The 17,184-nt window shown below is 68.1% G+C and carries 11 protein-coding genes and 5 pseudogenes; 3 read left to right on the top strand and 13 right to left on the bottom strand.

Going from position 1 to position 17,184, the window contains the following annotated elements:
- Nucleotides 1-157 precede the first annotated feature (157 nt).
- Nucleotides 158-812: pseudogene (locus ACZ39I_RS36720) on the bottom strand (IS6 family transposase).
- Between the two features lie 156 nt (nt 813-968).
- Between ACZ39I_RS36720 and ACZ39I_RS36715 the strand changes: the two are divergent.
- Nucleotides 969-1,637, top strand: coding sequence for a ribonuclease FAU-1 family protein (locus tag ACZ39I_RS36715; protein ID WP_467249369.1), 669 nt, complete (start codon nt 969-971; stop codon nt 1,635-1,637).
- Nucleotides 1,638-2,308: 671 nt separating this feature from the next.
- Here the strand turns inward: ACZ39I_RS36715 and ACZ39I_RS36710 are convergent.
- Nucleotides 2,309-2,455 carry an IS3 family transposase gene (locus tag ACZ39I_RS36710; protein ID WP_467249367.1) on the bottom strand — a complete coding sequence of 49 codons (147 nt, stop codon included), beginning with the start codon at nt 2,453-2,455 and terminating at the stop codon, nt 2,309-2,311.
- A 297-nt stretch (nt 2,456-2,752) separates the two neighbouring features.
- Between ACZ39I_RS36710 and ACZ39I_RS36705 the strand changes: the two are divergent.
- Nucleotides 2,753-3,073 (top strand): annotated as a pseudogene (locus ACZ39I_RS36705) (IS30 family transposase); the annotation flags it as partial.
- On the opposite strand, the gene ACZ39I_RS36700 reads toward ACZ39I_RS36705, so the two are convergent.
- From ACZ39I_RS36700 to ACZ39I_RS36670, 7 genes and pseudogenes are all read right to left on the bottom strand, one after another.
- Nucleotides 3,044-3,571 carry a DDE-type integrase/transposase/recombinase gene (locus tag ACZ39I_RS36700; RefSeq protein WP_467249365.1) on the bottom strand — a complete coding sequence of 176 codons (528 nt, stop codon included), beginning with the start codon at nt 3,569-3,571 and terminating at the stop codon, nt 3,044-3,046. The pseudogene ACZ39I_RS36705 and the gene ACZ39I_RS36700 overlap by 30 nt on opposite strands.
- Nucleotides 3,568-4,712: pseudogene (locus tag ACZ39I_RS36695) on the bottom strand (IS3 family transposase). The gene ACZ39I_RS36700 and the pseudogene ACZ39I_RS36695 overlap by 4 nt, the downstream one beginning before the upstream one ends.
- Before the next feature lie 88 nt (nt 4,713-4,800).
- Nucleotides 4,801-5,244, bottom strand: coding sequence for a hypothetical protein (locus ACZ39I_RS36690; protein WP_467249363.1), 444 nt, complete (start codon nt 5,242-5,244; stop codon nt 4,801-4,803).
- Between the two features lie 48 nt (nt 5,245-5,292).
- Nucleotides 5,293-6,315, bottom strand: a complete 1,023-nt coding sequence (locus ACZ39I_RS36685) for a hypothetical protein (RefSeq protein WP_467249361.1) — start codon at nt 6,313-6,315, stop codon at nt 5,293-5,295.
- Entirely contained in the window at nt 6,312-8,300 is a 1,989-nt protein-coding gene (locus tag ACZ39I_RS36680; RefSeq protein WP_467249359.1) for a hypothetical protein, read from the bottom strand. Before ACZ39I_RS36680 ends, ACZ39I_RS36685 begins: the two co-directional genes overlap by 4 nt.
- Nucleotides 8,297-9,052 (bottom strand): toll/interleukin-1 receptor domain-containing protein, encoded by a 756-nt coding sequence (locus ACZ39I_RS36675; protein WP_467249358.1) that lies wholly within the window; start codon nt 9,050-9,052, stop codon nt 8,297-8,299. Before ACZ39I_RS36675 ends, ACZ39I_RS36680 begins: the two co-directional genes overlap by 4 nt.
- 12 nt (nt 9,053-9,064) lie before the next feature.
- Entirely contained in the window at nt 9,065-10,357 is a 1,293-nt protein-coding gene (locus tag ACZ39I_RS36670; protein ID WP_467249356.1) for a helix-turn-helix domain-containing protein, read from the bottom strand.
- A gap of 424 nt (nt 10,358-10,781) precedes the next feature.
- Between ACZ39I_RS36670 and ACZ39I_RS36665 the strand changes: the two genes are divergently transcribed.
- On the top strand, nt 10,782-11,831 hold the full coding sequence (locus ACZ39I_RS36665) for a UDP-N-acetylglucosamine--N-acetylmuramyl-(pentapeptide) pyrophosphoryl-undecaprenol N-acetylglucosamine transferase (protein WP_467249354.1): 1,050 nt from the start codon (nt 10,782-10,784) through the stop codon (nt 11,829-11,831).
- Here ACZ39I_RS36665 and uppS read toward each other — a convergent pair.
- The 4 genes and pseudogenes from uppS to ACZ39I_RS36645 form a co-directional block, all read right to left on the bottom strand.
- A pseudogene (uppS, locus tag ACZ39I_RS36660) lies at nt 11,777-12,454 on the bottom strand (polyprenyl diphosphate synthase); the annotation flags it as partial. The gene ACZ39I_RS36665 and the pseudogene uppS overlap by 55 nt on opposite strands.
- Nucleotides 12,455-13,181: 727 nt before the next feature.
- Nucleotides 13,182-13,625: pseudogene (locus tag ACZ39I_RS36655) on the bottom strand (IS6 family transposase); the annotation flags it as partial.
- Between the two features lie 245 nt (nt 13,626-13,870).
- Nucleotides 13,871-14,770, bottom strand: a complete 900-nt coding sequence (locus ACZ39I_RS36650; protein WP_467249352.1) for an SDR family NAD(P)-dependent oxidoreductase — start codon at nt 14,768-14,770, stop codon at nt 13,871-13,873.
- Between the two features lie 30 nt (nt 14,771-14,800).
- Nucleotides 14,801-17,164 (bottom strand): MMPL family transporter, encoded by a 2,364-nt coding sequence (locus tag ACZ39I_RS36645; RefSeq protein ID WP_467249350.1) that lies wholly within the window; start codon nt 17,162-17,164, stop codon nt 14,801-14,803.
- Between the last annotated feature and the right edge of the window lie 20 nt (nt 17,165-17,184).

Here is a 17,184-nt window from a genome sequence, read left to right as displayed (position 1 = left end):
CGACGGGGTGGGGTTGTCGTCGAGCCAGGTGGTGGGGATGAGTTTTTCGCCGCCGCGCCAGTTGTAGCGGACAGAGTCCTGGGCGCTGTCACGTTGTTGGGTGGGAAGGTGTCTGATGGTGCGTCGTGGCGTGGTGGACTCCGGTTCCGGGCTGTGCTCAGGCCGTGGCAGCGACGCCGGCGACGCCAATGATCTGCTCCCAGATTGCGAAGCGGACGGTCATCTCGGCGCGGTAGTCGTGTGCGGACATCAGATGGCGGAGGACCCGGAAGCGGGGCGCCATGCCGCTGAACGCGGACAGAAACCGCTGCGCTCCGCCCACCGACAGGAAGCCTCTCATCGCCCGTTCGCGCTGCCTCGTTGGCTGATGACTGTTCTCCGCCCGGTTGTTCAGGTACTTCGACTGCCGGTGCTCGACGCAGGGCATGACCTCGCGGAGGGCCGCGCCGTAAGAGCGAAGCTTGTCGGTGACGATCACCCGCGGCACCACACCGGTACTCTTCAAAAGTCTGCGGAAGAAGCGTCTGGCCGCGGCCTTGTCCCGCCGGTTCTGCACGAGGATGTCCAGCCCGTTGCCGTCCTGGTCAACGGCCCGCCACAGGTACTGCTGCACGCCGTTGATCTTGATGAAGACTTCGTCCAGGTGCCACACCACCGCCGCACCGTCTCATAGGAGACGATCACGCGCGCTCGAGCATCAGTTTCTCGACCTCGCGGAACGACAGCGGGAAGCGGTGGTAAAGCCACACGCAATGGGAGATGACCTCGACCGGGTACCGATGCCCCTTGAACGACAGCGACGCGCCCCCCACGGACAACCGTTCCCAGGTTGATCAACCCGAAGATCATCCCACCGGTCAGCCAACGTGACAGTGTCCTCGCTCCAACGGGGGCTTGCCCAGGCCGCACCCTCGGCGCTGGGCTGGAGACCGCGCGCCGAGACCCGGTCCGCGGCGAAGGAGGAACAGGTGCGCACCTTCGAGACGGGACAGACGGTCGTACGGCGCGACGTACACGGCTCAGGCCGGGTGTGGAGCGAGCACGCGCTGCGCGTCGTCACCGACACCAGTGAGGCCCTGCTGGCTGCCTGCCCGCCAGGAGCCGAGACGCGCTGGCCGGCCCTGTACGTCAAGGCCCGCGATGATGGCGACCGATCGGTGCGCACAGAGGCGTTCGACGCGATGGCGACTGGCGTGTGGGAGCTCGCGGACGCCGTGTGGCAGGAGACCGAGCTGCTGCTGTGGAAGCCGCCGACGGCATGGTTCAGCGTCAACGCCTTCTACACGAGCAGCGGGCTGCGGAACTGGTACGTGAACTTCGAGCACCCCACCCGCCGTACGACGGACGGGTTCGACACCTTCGACCTCACCGTGGACCTGGTCGTCGACCCCGACCTGACCAGCTGGGAGTGGAAGGACGAAGACGAGTACGCTCACGTGCGGCGGCTCGGCATCGTCACCGACACCGAGCACCAGGCCGTGGATGCCGCCCGCGACCAGGTCATCGCCATGCTCACCGAGCACTCCGGCCCGTTCGCCGACGCCGCCTCGTGGATGTCCTGGCGCTGGAACCCGGCCTGGCCCGCCCCCCGACTGCCGCGCCCGACACAGGGCAGGGCGGGCGGAACATCTGCCTGACCGGCAGCGGGGCAGGACATCCGACCCGGCGGCCCTCAGGGGGCGGGTTCTGCACCGGTGCTGTCCATCGCCGAACGGCACCACTGCAGTCCGGTGCTGTGAAGGACCAGGAGGTGACTGCCCGGGATAGCCGCGGTCTTGGCCATAGCGGACAGCAGCCCGTCAGCCAGCGCGGTGCCGTCCTCCTCCGTCAGCGGCTTGGCGCTCGATCCATAGGGGAGCTGTGAGGATGTTGGGGTGCCGCCTCGGGCGGTGGTCTGGCCCGCGATACGACTGGCCCTGGTGCCTTGCGTTTGATCTGCCGACTGCTGTCTGAGGCGGTGCGTGCTGCCACTGAAACGGTGGGCGTGTCCCGATAGGGGCCTTCGCGACAGGCACCGTCACAGTCCTGACCGCCACACCGTTCCGGCGTCGGCCACCGGTGTTCCCAAGGCGATCAGGAGACAGGCGACCGTGCCCAGCATGACTGAGCAAACCCATCCGCATCACGACACGGCTGAGCAGCACGAGCAAGTTCTGCTCGGCGTCGACACGCACAAAGATGTTCCACGTGGCTGCGGTCATCATTAGTACCGGAGCCCTGCTGGACACTCGAGGGTTCCCCACGACCCAGAAGGGCTATCGCCAACTCTGAGCTTGTGCCGCTATGACGGACACCCCCGGTGTGGTGGTCAGGCTGCGCGTGCGGTCTCGTATTCGGCGGGACTGCGGTAGCCGAGGCTGCTGTGCAGTCGGTGCAAGTTGTACCAGCCCTCGATGAAGTCGAAGATCGCGGTGCGGGCGGCGGCCCGACTGGGCCAGGTGCTCGTGTCGAGCAACTCCCGTTTGATGGTGCCGAAGAACGACTCGGCGAGCGCGTTGTCCCAGCATCGCCCGTGCGGCCGACGGACAGGCGGATGCCCAACTCCGTTGTCAGACAGGCGAATTGCTGACTTGTGTACTGACCGAGTTCAACCAGTCGTAGCAACACTCCTGATCAGAGAGGTGTGTTGTGGGACGACCAGCGGGTTGGATGGCGGAGTTGACGGGTCGGTCACCTATGAAGTCGCCGGGACGGCCTTCGACTCGGCGCGAGATCGAGCGGCTGTTCTGGGGCGAGATCGCCAAGGGGCTGACCAGTGAGGATGCGGCGGTCGCTGACCTGGGACCGCGGCAAGGAGCTCTCCCAGCACGCCCAGTTCAGGCTCGACACTGGCGTCGCGGTCTACTTCGCGGATCCGCACAGCCCCTGGCAGCGCGGGACGAACGAGAACACGAACGGGCTTCTCCGCCAGTACTTTCCCAAGGGCACCGACCTGGCCAGGTGGTCGCCGGAACAGCTCCAGGCCGTGGCTCACGCCCTCAACAGCAGGCCCCGGAAAACGCTCGGTTGGAAGACACCCGATGAAGCCCTGAATGAGCATCTACTATCGGCCCAGAAAGCCAGTGTTGCGACGACCGGGGTGGAATCCGCCCTGACAGCCGCGATCCGAGTGAAAGATCACCGGACGGGTGGGACGACGCCGGCGGCAGGCAGACCGGAGGGCGTCTGCGACCAGTTCGGTCCGCAGGTGGTCGGCGGTGGACCAGCCGACCACGCGGCAGGAGGCGATGTCGATGACAGCGGCCAGATAAAGCCAGCCCTCGTCGGTGGCAACGTATGTGATGTCACCGCACCAGCGGGTGTCCAGGCCGCCCGGGTCGGGAGCGAAGTCCCGGACGACGAGGCCGGCCCGGACAGCGGCCCGCGGGTCGGGGATCGTCGTCAGCTGCCGTCGCCTGCGGTGCCGGCCCTGCAGACCGGCAGTGCGCATCAGCCGGGCGATGCGGCGGCGCCCGCAGTCCTCGCCCTGCCGTTGAAGGACGGTGTGGATGCGCGGGACCCCGCAGGTCCCGCGGGACCGCTCGTGGAGGGAGTGCCCCGAGTTGGGTGGAGTCGAGTCGCTTGGTTTCACGCTACCGGTGGCGTGCGGAGTTCGTACTCCACCGGACTGAGCATGCCCAACGCGGAGTGCCTGCGCTGTCGGTTGTGGAAGATCTCGAGGTATTCGAAGAGGGCGGTGGACAGCTCCATCCGTGTCCGCCACCGCCGGCGGTTGAGTAATTCGACCTGGACCCGGGCCCAGAAGGACTCCATCATCGCGTTGTCCACGCAGTCCCCGATGGAGCCCATGGAGGGCAACAGGCCGGAGGCGCGGGCGCGTTCGGTGAATGCCCAGGACCCGAACTGCACGCCGTGATCGGAGTGGATGATGGTGCTGCCCGGTCTCGGGGAGCGGTTGCCGATGGCCATGGCCAGGGCGTTGGTGGTCAGCGCCGCAGTGGGCGAGGCGTCGATCGACCAGCCCACCACGCGTCGCGAGAACGTGTCCAGGACGACCGCGCAGTACACCTTGCCCTCGAGGGTGGGGTGTTCGGTGATGTCGGTGACCCATAACTGGTCCCGGGCATGACGGGTGAAGTTCCGCTCCACCAGGTCGGCGACGGATGGGGTCACGTGCTTGGCGCGGGGGCGCCTGTTGCCGGGCAGGCCGTGCAGGCCGGCGCGCTGCATCAGCAGCTCCACGGTGCCGTGGCTGACATGGATGCTCAGGCCCAGACCGAGCTCGGCGTGCACCCGGCGGGAGCCGTAGGTGCCGCGGGAGGCGGTGTGGATGCCCACGATGGCCTCGGTCAGCCAGGCGTGCTTGACCAGGCGGTTCGACGGCGGCCGGTTCCGCCAGGCGTAGTACCCGGACTCGGCGACATGCAACACCCGGCAGGCCAGCTGCACCGGCAGGTGCTCACGGGCCATCACGCGGATGGCTTCGAACCGCCTTTTGGGGACGTCACCTCACCCAGGAGTTCGGCAGCCCGCCGGTGGACGGCCAACTCGGCCTCCAGCTCGGCGATGCGTTTGCGGGCCGCAGCGAGCTCGGACAGGTCGCTGCTGTTCGTACCGGGCAACTGCCCAGTATCGATGAGGTGTTGGCGACGCCAGACATAGATCGTCTGGTCGCTGATGCCGAGGAGCCGGGCGACCTCGGCGACCTTCCTTCCGGATGCGACGAGATCAAGGACCTTGCGGCGGAACTCAGGCGGATAGCTGCGGGGCATCAGGGCCTCCGAAGGCTGCTGGATGGTCAATTGTCCAGCAACCCGACTACATCAGAACCGGGGCATACCACTTGGTCTCTGTGGTGGTTCAGTTTTGTGGCGGGTTGGGGTGGTGGGCGTGGATGGTGAGTCCGGTGATCTGGCCGGATTGGATGACTGGGCCGTGCTGTACTCCGCCGTTGATGTTGTTGTGTACGGTGCCCGGCCGCGCCGCTTCGCTCTGTAGGCGCTGCAACGACGTGAGCAGTTCGCGTAGTTCGGTGCCGGAGACGGCGCGGGCCTCCAGTAGATGTCGTAGGTATGCGTCCCACTGTTCGACGGTCTCGCGGGCCCCGTGCGGATGGCCCGTGGACCGGGAGGCGAGGAGCCGGGTCCGGGCGGCATCCAGGTCGGTGATCGTGGAGTTGCTTGGATCGTTGCGTGTGAGGAACCGCCGCAGGAGTTCGCGGGCGTGCGTCCAGGAATCGGTGACCATGAGTGAGACCAGGGTGGTCGCTCCCGATGCGGTCAATGCGGCCAACTCGTTGTCCATGGTTCTCCTTCAAGTAGGGCTCGGACTCCGGGTCTTCGGCCGTCTGCGTCATCTGGGCTGTTCTGGTTCGTCCGGGTGGGCGGTGAAGGCTGATGGCGGGTCGTAGCGGCGCAGCAGTTCATCGGCGGTCTCGTGTTTGTCCTGCGTTCTGATGACGTCGGCGATCTGCTTGGTGAGCATTCCCCGTCGGTCGTCTCCGCTGGTGAAGCCCATGCCGGTGAGGAAGGCCTCGAAGTGGTCAGCCGCTGTCGGTTCCCGTTCGGCAGGGGCAGAGGGCCCGCTGGCCGTGGGGATGAGGCCCTGAAGCCGCTCGGGGATATCGGTGTCGTTGGCTGCGGAGGTGAGCTGGGCAAGGAGCCCGAGGTCTGCCACGGTCTTCTCTATGTGGTTGTCGTTCTTGGCCAGCCACCAGACCACCGCGCTGCCGGTGTCCTTGAGGACGTCGTCGCCCAGGTATTCGCGCTTGCTCTGCTCGTACTTGCGCTGGTGTTCCCAGACCGCCTTGTCCTTGCGGACCTCAGCGAGTTTGGTCAGCCGTTCCTGATCGGATTCGTGCAAGGTGAGCGTGATGTTTTCTGCCATGACTTGGAGGTGTCCGGTGTGGTCCGGGCGCATTCTGCTGAGGGCACCGCTCAGTTCGTGCTGGACGAGTGAGGCCCGGCCGGGCTCCCGTTGTTCGGTGAGTGTGCGGGCGCGCTCCAGCACCGCTTCGACGGCGAGGCCGGCCGGGTTGATGACGGGGTCGTCGCCGTGGGTTTCGAGGGGGTGCCACCGTACGGTGGCGGAGAAAACGAAGTCGTAGTCGTCCCACCTGCTGGGCAGTGCGACGCGGCTGACGTGGTGTTCCCTGCGCTCGATCGGGGCGGCGGGGAGGAAGTTCGTGAAATCGGCGGGTAGAGAACCGCGGCGCTTCGCGGCGATCTTGAAGGCTGCAGCGGGAGCACCGGCGACAGCAAGGGCCAGGGCGGCCCACGCCCATGTGGGCCACCCCTGCACCAGGCCGAGGATGGTCAGCAACAGGGCACACAGGACGGTGAGGAAAATGGTCGTCGTCTTGCGGCCGGTGGTCATCGTGTAGTCCCCCTCGGTGTTGCGGGTGGGGCCGGTGGGCGTAGGCCCTGGGCCGTGGAGATCTTCTGGAGCAGGTTTTCGGTGGTTGCGGCGCCGGATGCCCGTCCTCCTGGGGCGGTGGGCTCTGCGGCGCGGGCGACCGAGTACAGCGCTGCGAGGGTGCTGCCGTTTCGGCCTGCGGCATCGACCAGCAGAGTGAGCAGCCGGTCGCGATGGTTGTCGGCGGTGCAGGCCGTGTGCAGCCACCGTTCGGCATACGGCTGCCAGTGCCGCTGCGGAAGTCGGGCGAGCGCCTCCGCCCAGCCTGCTACCACGCAGTCCTGGACGCCCTTTTCGTCGATCAGCGGGCGCGGTGCGCCTGCTGGGTCCGTGAGTGCCACGGGGTCGCAGATCCGCAAGAAGAGGCGGGCGTCGACGGTCGGTGCGGTTGAATGACAAGTGAGACGGTCGAGCATGCGGCGGCGAAGCCGCGCACTGGTCACGGCAAGGCGACACAAGGCATCGAGAGCGGGAGTGGCGCCGCGCTCCCGGCGGGCCAAGTGATGCAGGCGGGTCACAGCCTGGTCGGGGTGGGCGGGCGCGATCACGTCGGTGCAGACGCGTAGGAGAACATGCGCGAGGCTCCCCGTCAGCTGCTTGTCCCGACACCAGGAGTAGACGAGCATCCGCAGACTTCGGCCGTAGCGCGGGTCGCTCAGACCGCAGGCCAGTGCATCTACAGCAGCCTCCAGCCGGGCACGGCTTGTGGGCGCAGCGCTCCACTCCTCCGCCAGGAATGCCAAATCATTTCCCCGTCCGGTGCGCAAGTACTGGTCGGCGAGCCGGCTCACCAGTCTCTTGCGCAAGTCCTGCGTGATATGCGGACCGTCCAGCTCCGCACTCTGGACGGTCCAGGTGCCGAACAGGTGCCGAAGGTCAGGCATGTGGTCCCAGAAGTGGGCGCGGACCGCCGCGTCGTAGTCCAGCCTGGCGAACCGCACGCGGCCGTCTGGCCCGGCTGCTGCACCGATCTCCTTCAAGCGCTCGGCCAGATCTTTGCCTTCGAGCAGAGGCGTCTCGTCCCGCGGCGTGTTGAGGGTGCTGAGCAGGAGTGCGGCGCCTCGGTGAATGACGTCAGCATGCGCGCCGTGGAGCATGGCGGTGGCAAACTGCAGCGCCCGCTGGTCAGCCGTGCACCATGTCGCGACGAGTTCGGAGACTTCCTTGCGCCACTGCGTGCGCGCGTCGCGGGACTGCTCGCACCAGGTGGCGAATCCGCCAGGAACCGGAGACGCCGCACGGGCTCGACGCACGCGGTCGGCGAAGTGCGCGATCTCCTCCATCGACGGCTCTTCTGCCAGGAATTCATCCAGCGCCGGGGCGGGAAGCCCGTACTCCTCATACGGAATCCGGTGGAGCCGCAGATGCCGCCGGAAGACCTCGATGGCCGGCGGGCGCGCGATATCGGCCCGGTAGGGCTGGAGGTGAGAATCCAAGGCGCCGTCATGTGGCATGACGACCACCAGATGAGCCTGCTGTTCCTGCACCGCCTTGCGCAGCGCAGACAGGTCCCTGCGCGTCTGCGCCCATTGGGAGACGTCCGCCTCGGCAAGGTTCAGCAGCAGCCGGTCACCGACACCGACCAGGCCGGGATCGGTGAGTGCCCCCTCCTCCTCGCCGGGCAAAAGCTCGCGGAAGATACCAGCGCCCTGGTGAACCTCATACAGCAGGACGCACGCTGCCGCAGTTCTGCCGCTGCCAGGAGCGCCGTGCAGGATCACGGTACTGCTGGCGTCGAGGACACAGCGTGCCATGCCCATCCCGGCGGGATCGACGAACTGCTGCCGGACAAGGCGGAGCTGGTCATCTGCGACGCTGCGCGGACTTCGGCCGGCCGCGTCCTGGTCCCCAGCGCCTATGTTGACGGTGTAGCTGTAGAGGTCGCCCAAGCCGGCATGCACCGGGCCGCCGGGCTGCTCGACGCGTGCGGTGAATGTATCGCTCACCGCTCGTTGTCCTCGGGCCGGCCCGAGTCACCGAAGCGGTGGTGGATGTCACCACGCTGATCACCCTCGATGTTCGTCATGCCGTCGCCCGAATAGTGCCGATCACCCGAAACGTGGCGCGAGTTCTGGTAGATGTTTCCCTGGCCGGAGTGCACGGGACCGGTCGATCCTTTGATCACGGTGTTGCCCACGTCTCCGGTGAAGTCCCGGCTCTGCACCGCCGTTCCGCTGACGGCGCCGGCCGAGTTGGACACGGAGCCTGGACCAGCCGCCGGTACTTCGGCGTGCTCGAGGTCGTACAGCTCGGGAACCATCTCGGCTACCAGGTCACCCAGCCGCTTCAAGTCCGCTTCTGCGTTCTGCGTGTCCAGCCGCACGGACTGCAGCTCGGCCAGCCTCGCCAGCTCCTGCGGCAGTCTCTCCTTGCGCAGGCGTTCCGTCCCCCTGCCTGCGAGGACGGGCACCACCGGCACTCCGCAGGCGAACGCCTCCACAATCTCCTTGCGGACCCAGTCCTCCGGATCGCCCAACCGGGACTGGAAGTTGAGCCAATCGGCCCCGATGACCGCCAGCACCAGAGCACTGCGTCGCACGCTCGCCAGGAGCGCCTCGGGGTAGGCGGAGCCCGGAGAAATGGACCGCGAGGCGCGAAACGCCCGGTCCTTGCCGAAACGGTTGGCAAGCTCGTTGTCGATCAGGGCAGCGATGTCATTGCCGTCCCCTGTCCGGTAGTTGATGAACACATCGGGCATGCCAGATTCCTCTCAGGAGACCGGAAGTCGGGACAGCACTGCCAAGCGTGGCTCCAGCCGGCGCACCACGGCGTGGCCGGAATGCCGGGCCAGGACCCGGGAGAGGCGACGGAGGTCGATCGTCACAGTCGCCGACCGAACGGCCACCACCCCATCGAGCAGCGGCGCCACCAGTGCGCAGGCGTGGTCTATCTCACCGTGCGACGCATAAGCCAACGCCCGACGTATGCCGTAGCGCACCTGGGTGCGCACCGCATCAGGCGAGACCAGCGCGAGTTGACAGTCCAATTCCTCGGCTGCCTTCCGCACCTGGCCGAGGTCGAACAGACACCACCCGGTGATCATGCCAACCGAGTCAGGCAAATGCATGCTGCCGATCACCGGCGCCTCACCCTCGCCTTCCTGGACGGCCAGCAGTGTCCGGGCCCGGTCCAGAGCACGCATGCACGCATCACCATCGCCGGACAGAGCGTGCCCCTGGGCCTCACGCTGCGCGGCAAGACCCCGGATCCGCGGCGGGAGCCTGCCGCTCTGCGCCCGACGTGCCAGAGCAACGGTCTGCTCGGCATCGTCCTGATACAGCGTGACCAGGGCCCGCCGGACCAGCGCATACCCGGCCAGTGCCCGGTCGCCACCAGCTGCAGCAAGATCCACCGCACGCTGCGTCCACCACAGCGCCGCCTGCTCGTCACCCGTCTCCTGCACCAGCCAGCCGACATACTCGGCATACCGGGAGCCCAGCGCCAGCAACTCCTGGCGGGTACCGGAATCCACATGCGAGGACAACTCCCGCAACGTATGCGTCTGCGCTATCAGCCCGGGCAGCAGAAAGCCGGGCTCAACGCTCTGGCCGAGTCGCCGGTAGTGCGTGAACAGCGAACGGGATGCATCCAGCATCCCCACGCCACTAGAAGACGATACGCGGCCCTGGCCGCCCGTACGCCAGCTCATCAACGAGGCTGCCCCGGCGCCGACGACCTGCCGCCGACCCACGGGCTGAAACCCACTCGAACCATCCGGTGACAGCCGCATCACCCACTCCTCCTCATTGACCCCATATGGAGCCGGTTCCTTCGGCACGTCAGTAACGGGCGGGGCGACCAAAGCGATCAACGCTCCGCCGGCGCGGAGGGCGGCGTCGCACAACCGAGCCAGATCACGGCTGGGCGCTGCAATGCCTCGTTCGACCTTGCTCAACTGCGCCTTGCTGTAGTGCACGACGGCCGACAACGCTGTGAGACTCAATCCGGCGTCCAAGCGCCGCTTCCTCAGCTCTTCGCCGAACTCGCTGGACGGCAGAAGCACGGAAAACCTCCAGGACCGTCCACCCAGGTGCACGAGGGGTGCTGCACGAAAGAGTGCGGCACCCCTGACTGGACGGACAAGGCAAATGGCACTGTTTCCCGTTTCCTCTCCGCAGACGGGAGGCACTACTCGCGACCAGAGGGACCCGCCGCCTGCCTTCACAAGGAGGCGCGACGACGCCCCACCGCGGCCGGCCGGATGCCTCTCTCGCTGCGGATGCGGGCGTTGGCATTGCGCCAGTGCCGGCGCGCGAGTGTGAGCCGACGGACGGTTGGACGTGGCTTGGGGGGGAACGGCTGCTGCCGCGCTGGGGTGCGGTATGGCCCGTCAGTGATCGCAGGGACCCCTACGGTAGCCGTATTGATCATCAGTACCCGTGTGCTGGGGGTCCGCTACGGTACGAGCGAGTCTCCGCACAGACCAGATGGGATCTCCGTTGGTGAACAGCACTCATGAGGGTGCGCTGCCTGCTTTCCGGTTGACTGTGACGGGTGGTGGGACCGGTGGGCACACCTACCCGGCGCTGACCGCCATCCGGGCGCTTCGGGACCGGCTCGCGGGGTCCGGGCGGGTGCTGGAGGTGCTGTGGATCGGTACGGAGAGCGGGCTGGAGGCCCGAGTTGCTCCCGCCGAAGGGATCCCGTTCACCCCGGTTGCCACGGGCAAGATCCGCCGGTCGTCGAATCCGTTGAAGATGCTGTCGGCCGCCAACGTGCGGGACATGGCTCGGGTGCCGTTGGGCGTGGCGCAGGCACGCAAGGCGATCGCGGCATTCCGTCCGGACGTGGTGCTGGCGACCGGGGGCTATGTAGCCGTTCCGGCCGGGCTCGCGGCGCGGATGTGCGGGCGGCCGCTGGTGCTGCACGAGCAGACGGTGCGGCTGGGCCTGGCCAATCGCAAGCTGGCCGGGTCGGCGACGCGGATCGCGGTCTCCTCGGAATCGACGTTGGAGCTGCTGTCCGAGGAAGCACGCTCCATCGCCGTGGTGACCGGGAATCCGGTACGGCCCGAGGTGTTGAGCGGGCACGGGCAGAAGGCGGTCGAGGCACTGGGTCTGCGGGGTTTCGACGGCCGGCGGCCCACCGTGTACGTCACCGGTGGCGCCCAGGGTGCTCAGCAGATCAACACGGTCGTGTCCGAGGTCCTGCCGTGGTTGCTGGAGTACGCCAACGTCATCCACCACCAGTGCGGGCCCGACCACGTCGAAGGCATGCGGCAGCGGGCAGCGTCCCTCCCGGCCCAGAGCGCGGGCCGCTACTACGTGAGCGGGTTCGTCGGACCGGAGCTGCCGGATGTCCTGGCCCTCGCGGACGTGGTGATCTCGCGCAGCGGGGCGGGCACGCTCGCCGAGCTGACCGCGCTGGGCAAGGCGGCCGTGTTCATCCCGCTGGCCACCTCGGCAGGCAACGAACAGGCATGGTCTCCGTCGGTCAGGGGCGGCACGCCGCCGAAGCGGCGGTCGCGGCGCCGGTAGGTGTGCAGGCAGGCGAGGAAGTCGGGGGCCCGGAAGTCCGGCCAGAGCACCTCGGGGAAGACCCACTCGGCGTAGGCGACCTGCCAGAGCATGAAGTTGGAGATGCGCTGCTCGCCGGAGGTACGGATGACCAAGTCCACGTCGGGGGTGTCGGGGAACGGCAGGTGGTCCGCGAAGAGCCGTTCGGTCACCTCATCGGCCGGCGTCTTGCTGCGGATCAGCGACCTTGCGGCCTCCACGATGTCCCGGCGCCCCCCGTGGTCGAAGGCAACGGTCAGCGTCATCCCCCGGTTGTCGGCGGTCAGCGTCGCCAGGTCCTCGAAATCCTGGGCCAGCACATGGGGGATACGCGGGTCGGCGACCCCCAGGAAACGGCAGCGGATGCCCCGGGCCAGCAGCAGCGGCGCGTGCTTGCGCACGACCCGGCGGACCAGACGCATCAGATAGTCGACCTCCGCGCCAGGACGGTTCCAGTTCTCGGTGGAGAACGCGTACAGGCTCAGCCACTCAACGCCGGCGGCCCGGGCCGCCTCGATGATGTCGATGACGGTGCTCTCAGCAGCCCGGTGGCCAGCGGTGCGGGGAAGCGAACGCCGCTGCGCCCAACGGCCGTTGCCGTCCATCACGCAGGCCACGTGCCGCGGCACCACACGCGCCACCCCGTCGCCTTGCCGCTGGCCGCCGAGACCGGCGCCGTACTGTCGCCCGCCCGGCCGGTCCTCCGTCACCGCGCGGGCGCGCGGGACGCCATGGTCCGCCACGCCCGGCCCCGTCCCGTCCGCAGCGGCACGCTCGGCCATACCGTGCTCGGTCACGCCCACCCGGCCTCGCCGCCCCCGCCTCGCCCACGCCCCACCGGAGCATTCCCTACCGGGATTTTGACAGCGCGAAAGGGGCCTGACCGGCCAAGCGAGTGGCCGCCACCCTTGGCTCGTGTGTCCTATTCCCTTGAGCCGGCATCTGGGTGGCGTTCCTGCGGTGGCTGCCGGAACCGTCAGTGTGATGACGTTGAACGGCGTGCTCCCGCTTGGTTGACCGCGGCTGATCATTTCAGTCCACGCTCAGTATTCCGCCTGACACGCTCCGTTTGCGGATCATCTCCGCGCCTTCTCGGGTCATCTCTAGTCGGCAGCGTCCTTATCGCGCAGCCGCAGGCCGCGGCCAGCAAGAGGCGCGGGCGGCGACTTCGTGCCTGCGGCATCCGTGAGGGCGGCTTCGCGGTACGGAGCCCAAAAGCAGGCGCAAGCACTCAAATGAACGGGATGAAGTGCCATGGCGCTGTCACGTTGTTGGGTGGGTAGGTGTCTGAGGGTGCGTCGTGGCCTGGTGGAGCCCGGTTCCGGGCTGTGCTCAGTCTCTGGCGGCGGGGCTGGCGACGCCGGCGATCTGCTCCCGGACCGCGAAGCGGACGGTCATTTCGGCGCGGTAGTCGTGTGCTGGCATCAGATGGCGGCGGCACCGGAAGTGGGGTGAGATGCCGCTGAATGCGGATAGGAACCGCTGGGCTGCGCCGGTGCTGTGGAAGCCCTTCATCGCCTGTTCGCGCTGTCTGGTTGGTTGATGGCTGTTCTCCGCCCGGTTGTTCAGGTACTTCGACTGCCGGTGCTCGACGCAGGGCATGACCTCGCGGAGGGCCGCGCCGTACGAGCGGAGCTTGTCGGTGACGACCACCCGCGCCGCCGCACCGGTCTTCTCCAGCAGGCGGCGCAAGAAGCGCCTGGCCGCGGCCTTGTCCCGCCGGTTCTGCACCAGGATGTCCAGCACGTTGCCGTCCTGGTCGACGGCCCGCCACAGGCACACAGCGTCCACGGCGCCGACAGACGGCGGCCGGCGAACACGGACTCCAGCGCGGCCCGGCGCCGCCGGTACGGCCACCCGGTGGTGTCCGTCCCGGACAGCCTGAGCAGATCGAAAGCGGAAGTAAACGAGTTCGCGACTTCCTGTTCCTGTTTGCGCCGCAACCCGCGCGTCGATGAGGGCTCTACAGGGCCTCCTGCGCGCGGGTTCGCCTTCAGACAGCCGGACAGTCTTGCCCTCGACTACCTCAAATCCAGCGCTTTGTTCCTCAAATTCACATCTCCCGGTTGGGGTGTGGGCGTAAGGCCGCCGCTGGGTGAGGCGGCAGCGCTGGCCTCGGTGATGGTCCTGGTCGTGAACCCGACCCGGTCAACGAACGGCCGGAAGAAGCCGGGGGCTGCTGCGACGATCGCGTGGGCGCGGTGCGGGGTGATTGTCTGCGCCCGGCGTTCGATGCCTGAGACGATGCTGCGCACGGCCTTGTCGACGGTGCACATCCGCCACAGCCCTCGTTCGTTTCCGCCCCATAGGCGCCGACCTGCCGGATCCGCGTGGATCGCGTCCAGCATCGGCGTTTTGAGGAATGTGGGGTGCAGGGTCCCGACGCCAACGCCGAGGTGCCGCACTTCTAGACGGATGCTGTTGCACATCGCCCAGATTCCGGCCTTGCTGGCCGTGTAAGGGGCCTGGAGCGGGGAGTGCACGAAGGCCGCCATGGAGGAGGTGGCCAGCAGATAGCCGCGTTGGCGCTCGACGTGCGGCAATGCGGCTTTGAAGGTCCGCCAGACTCCGCTCAGGTTGACGTCGACGACGCGTTCGAAAACCTCGAGGTTGAGGGTGGCCATCGGGGCAACGGCGTTCATGCCGGCGTTGGCGATGACGACGTCGATGCGACCGAAGTGAGCGGCGGCGCGGTCGATCGCCGACCGGACGCTGTCGAGATCGGTCACGTCCGCCTGCGCCGCCCAGGCGACGCGGGAACCGCCGAGCGCATCGGCCTGAGCGGCGACAGCGGCCCCGTCGCGGGCGAGGAGGGCGAGGTGCGCGCCTCGGCAGCGCAACGCATGGGCGACTGCAGAGCCGAGTCCGCCGGTGGAGCCGGTGATGACGACGGTGCGTCCAGTGAGGTCATAGCGGAGCATGGGACCCTTTAGGGGCTCGTGCGCGCCTGGTCAGATGACCAGGGATGCGTCGGTTGCGGGCTTGGAGGCGGTTGTCTCGACGGTGTCGTGCCCAAGAGGCTCCGAGGCCGCCGGCGTGGGAAGACGGCGCCGCAGGACAGACGGCAGCCACCAGTTGGCAGCTCCCGCCAGCTTGATGACGGCCGGCACCATCAGGGGGCGGATCACCACCGCGTCCAAGAGGACGGACAGGGCCACTGTGACAGCGATGATCTTGATGTCGGTCACGTCTGTTGCCGCGAGTGCCAGCAGGACGACGAGGACTACGGCGGCGGAAGCGGTGAACAGAGGCGCAGCGGCCTGCAGCCCCTCGGCTGTCGCTCGGGCGGTATCGCGGGAGCGGTTGTACGCCTCGCTGACGCGGGCCAGGAGCAGAATTTCGTAGTCCATCGACAGGCCGAACGCGAGGAAGAACGCGATGAACGGCAGCGCGAGGTCAGTGGTGCCGGTGACGGTAAAGGCACCGACCAAGTGGCGTAGATGACCTTGCTGAAAGACGTAGACCATCGCGCCGAAGGTCGCCGTGAGGCTAAGGGAATTGATCGCCAGGGCCTTGAGCGGCAGGAAGAGACTTCGGGTGAAGACGAGCAGCAAGGCCAAGGTTGCGACAACGACAACAGCCAGGGCTGCGGGAAGCCACTGAAATGTGACGTCGCGGGTGTCGAGGAGTTCTGCCGTGGCGCCGCCGGTGAGGGCGGGTGCGGGGGCTGGCTGAGTACGGATGGTGTGCAGGACGTGGGCAGCTGCGGCACTGTAGGGCCGGGGGGCGGAGTTGAGGGCCAGCCAAGTCCCGGTGGGCAGGGTGAACCGCCGTACCCCGGCGCAGGGGCGGGACGCAGCTAGTTCAGTGGTGGGATCGCAGCGGGCGCCGACGGACTTGCCGTCCAGGTAGGTGCCGGTCGCGGTACGCAATCCCTGGACGCCGGGCAGCTCGGAAAGGCGTCGGGCGTAGGCGTCGAGGCGATCAGCATCGTCTGGGCTGGCGGGGCGCCAGCCGGGCAGGAAGACGTCGACCTCGGTGCCTACCTGGGGGAAGCCGGTGCGCAGGTCTTCCGTGGCGGTGACGACGGGTGAGCCGGCGGGCAGCACCCGTTCGTCGCTCAGGCCGAGGTTCACGTCGCGGAAGGGCAGCGCGAGCAGGACCAGCAGGGCCGCGGTGAGCGTGAGGACGGCAAGCGGGCGGCGCATGACGGCGCTCGCCAGGCTGTGCCAGCGGGCCGCGGACCGGGCGGTCTGCCGGCGACGAGCAAGGAAGTCGCGCCCGGCCCGGCGTTCGCCGAGGCAGGCGAGGGCCGCAGGGACGATCAGCAGGGACGCCGCGGCGGCCAGCAGGACGACGCTGATGCCGGCCATGCCAAGGGAGCGCATCAGCGGGATGGGGAAGAGCAGGAGACCCAGCAGGGAGATGGCGACGACGCCGGCGGAGGCGGCGACGGTGCGACCGGCGGTGCGGACGGCGGTGATCACGGCCTCGGGGTGCGGACAGCCGCCGGCGATCTCCTCGCGGTAGCGGGCGACGAGGAAAAGGCTGTAGTCCACGGCCAGGGCCAGACCGACGGCTGTGGTGAGACTGAGGGCGAAGGTGGAGACGGGGGTGGCGGTGGTCAGGGCGCGCAGGATCGCGGTGGTGCCGGTGATGGCGACGGCGCCGACGGCAAGGGGCAAGACTGCCGTCGCAATGCTGCCGAAGATCAGGAGGAGCAGTACGAGGGTGATGGGCATGGCCAGGAGTTCCGTACGCAGCAGGTCCTGTTCGCTGTGCAGTTGGAACTCGCGGGTGACGACGGCCTCGCCGGTTGTCTGGATCTCCAAGGGCCTGTGTGGGCGGGCAGTGTGGACGAGGACGTGTTCGGTGGCGTCGTGCCGGACGTGTTCTGTCGCGTCGAGCCACAGGGCGATGAGGGCCGCGTGCCCGTCGGTGGCGCGCAGCAGTGGGTCGGGCGGGGGCGGTGGCGTATGGGCGGCGGTGGTTGGGCTGAGAGGGCCCGTCCAGTACGAGTCGACGCCGGTGACGCCGGGTACCTGGCGCAGATCCTCGGCAAGTCGGGTGCCGGCGGTGCGGGCAGCCGGGTCGTCGACGGACCCGGTGGTGCGGGCGAGGAGCAACAGGGGCGGCATACCGCCGTGGGGGGAGTGCGCCAACCGGTTGCGCACCTGCGCCGCCGGGGTGTTCTCGGCAAGCCAGCCGCCGCTGCTCAGGTTTGCGGAGACTCCGGCGGACAGCAGACCCGTGAGGACGACGAAGAGTGCGGCGGCGGCCAGGACGAGCCGGTTGCGGCGTGCGGCCCACCGGGCGAGCGCGGCCAGCGAGCCCGGGATGTGCGAGCGGTCGGGATGCAGGGGTGGCTCGCACATCACGGTCGGCCTCTCTACTA

It is taken from the genome of Streptomyces sp. NPDC024687 (assembly GCF_055559055.1).
This window is presented reverse-complemented; position numbering and strand designations above follow the sequence as displayed.

Excerpts from the sequence above, each read along its gene's own strand:
- ACZ39I_RS36675 (WP_467249358.1), bottom strand. The coding sequence starts at position 9,052 with ATGCCCGATGTGTTCATCAACTACCGGACAGGGGACGGCAATGACATC.
- ACZ39I_RS36645 (WP_467249350.1), bottom strand. The coding sequence starts at position 17,164 with ATGTGCGAGCCACCCCTGCATCCCGACCGCTCGCACATCCCGGGCTCG.
- ACZ39I_RS36690 (WP_467249363.1), bottom strand. The coding sequence starts at position 5,244 with ATGGACAACGAGTTGGCCGCATTGACCGCATCGGGAGCGACCACCCTG.
- ACZ39I_RS36685 (WP_467249361.1), bottom strand. The coding sequence starts at position 6,315 with ATGACCACCGGCCGCAAGACGACGACCATTTTCCTCACCGTCCTGTGT.
- ACZ39I_RS36650 (WP_467249352.1), bottom strand. The coding sequence starts at position 14,770 with ATGCTCCGCTATGACCTCACTGGACGCACCGTCGTCATCACCGGCTCC.
- ACZ39I_RS36665 (WP_467249354.1), top strand. The coding sequence starts at position 10,782 with ATGGGATCTCCGTTGGTGAACAGCACTCATGAGGGTGCGCTGCCTGCT.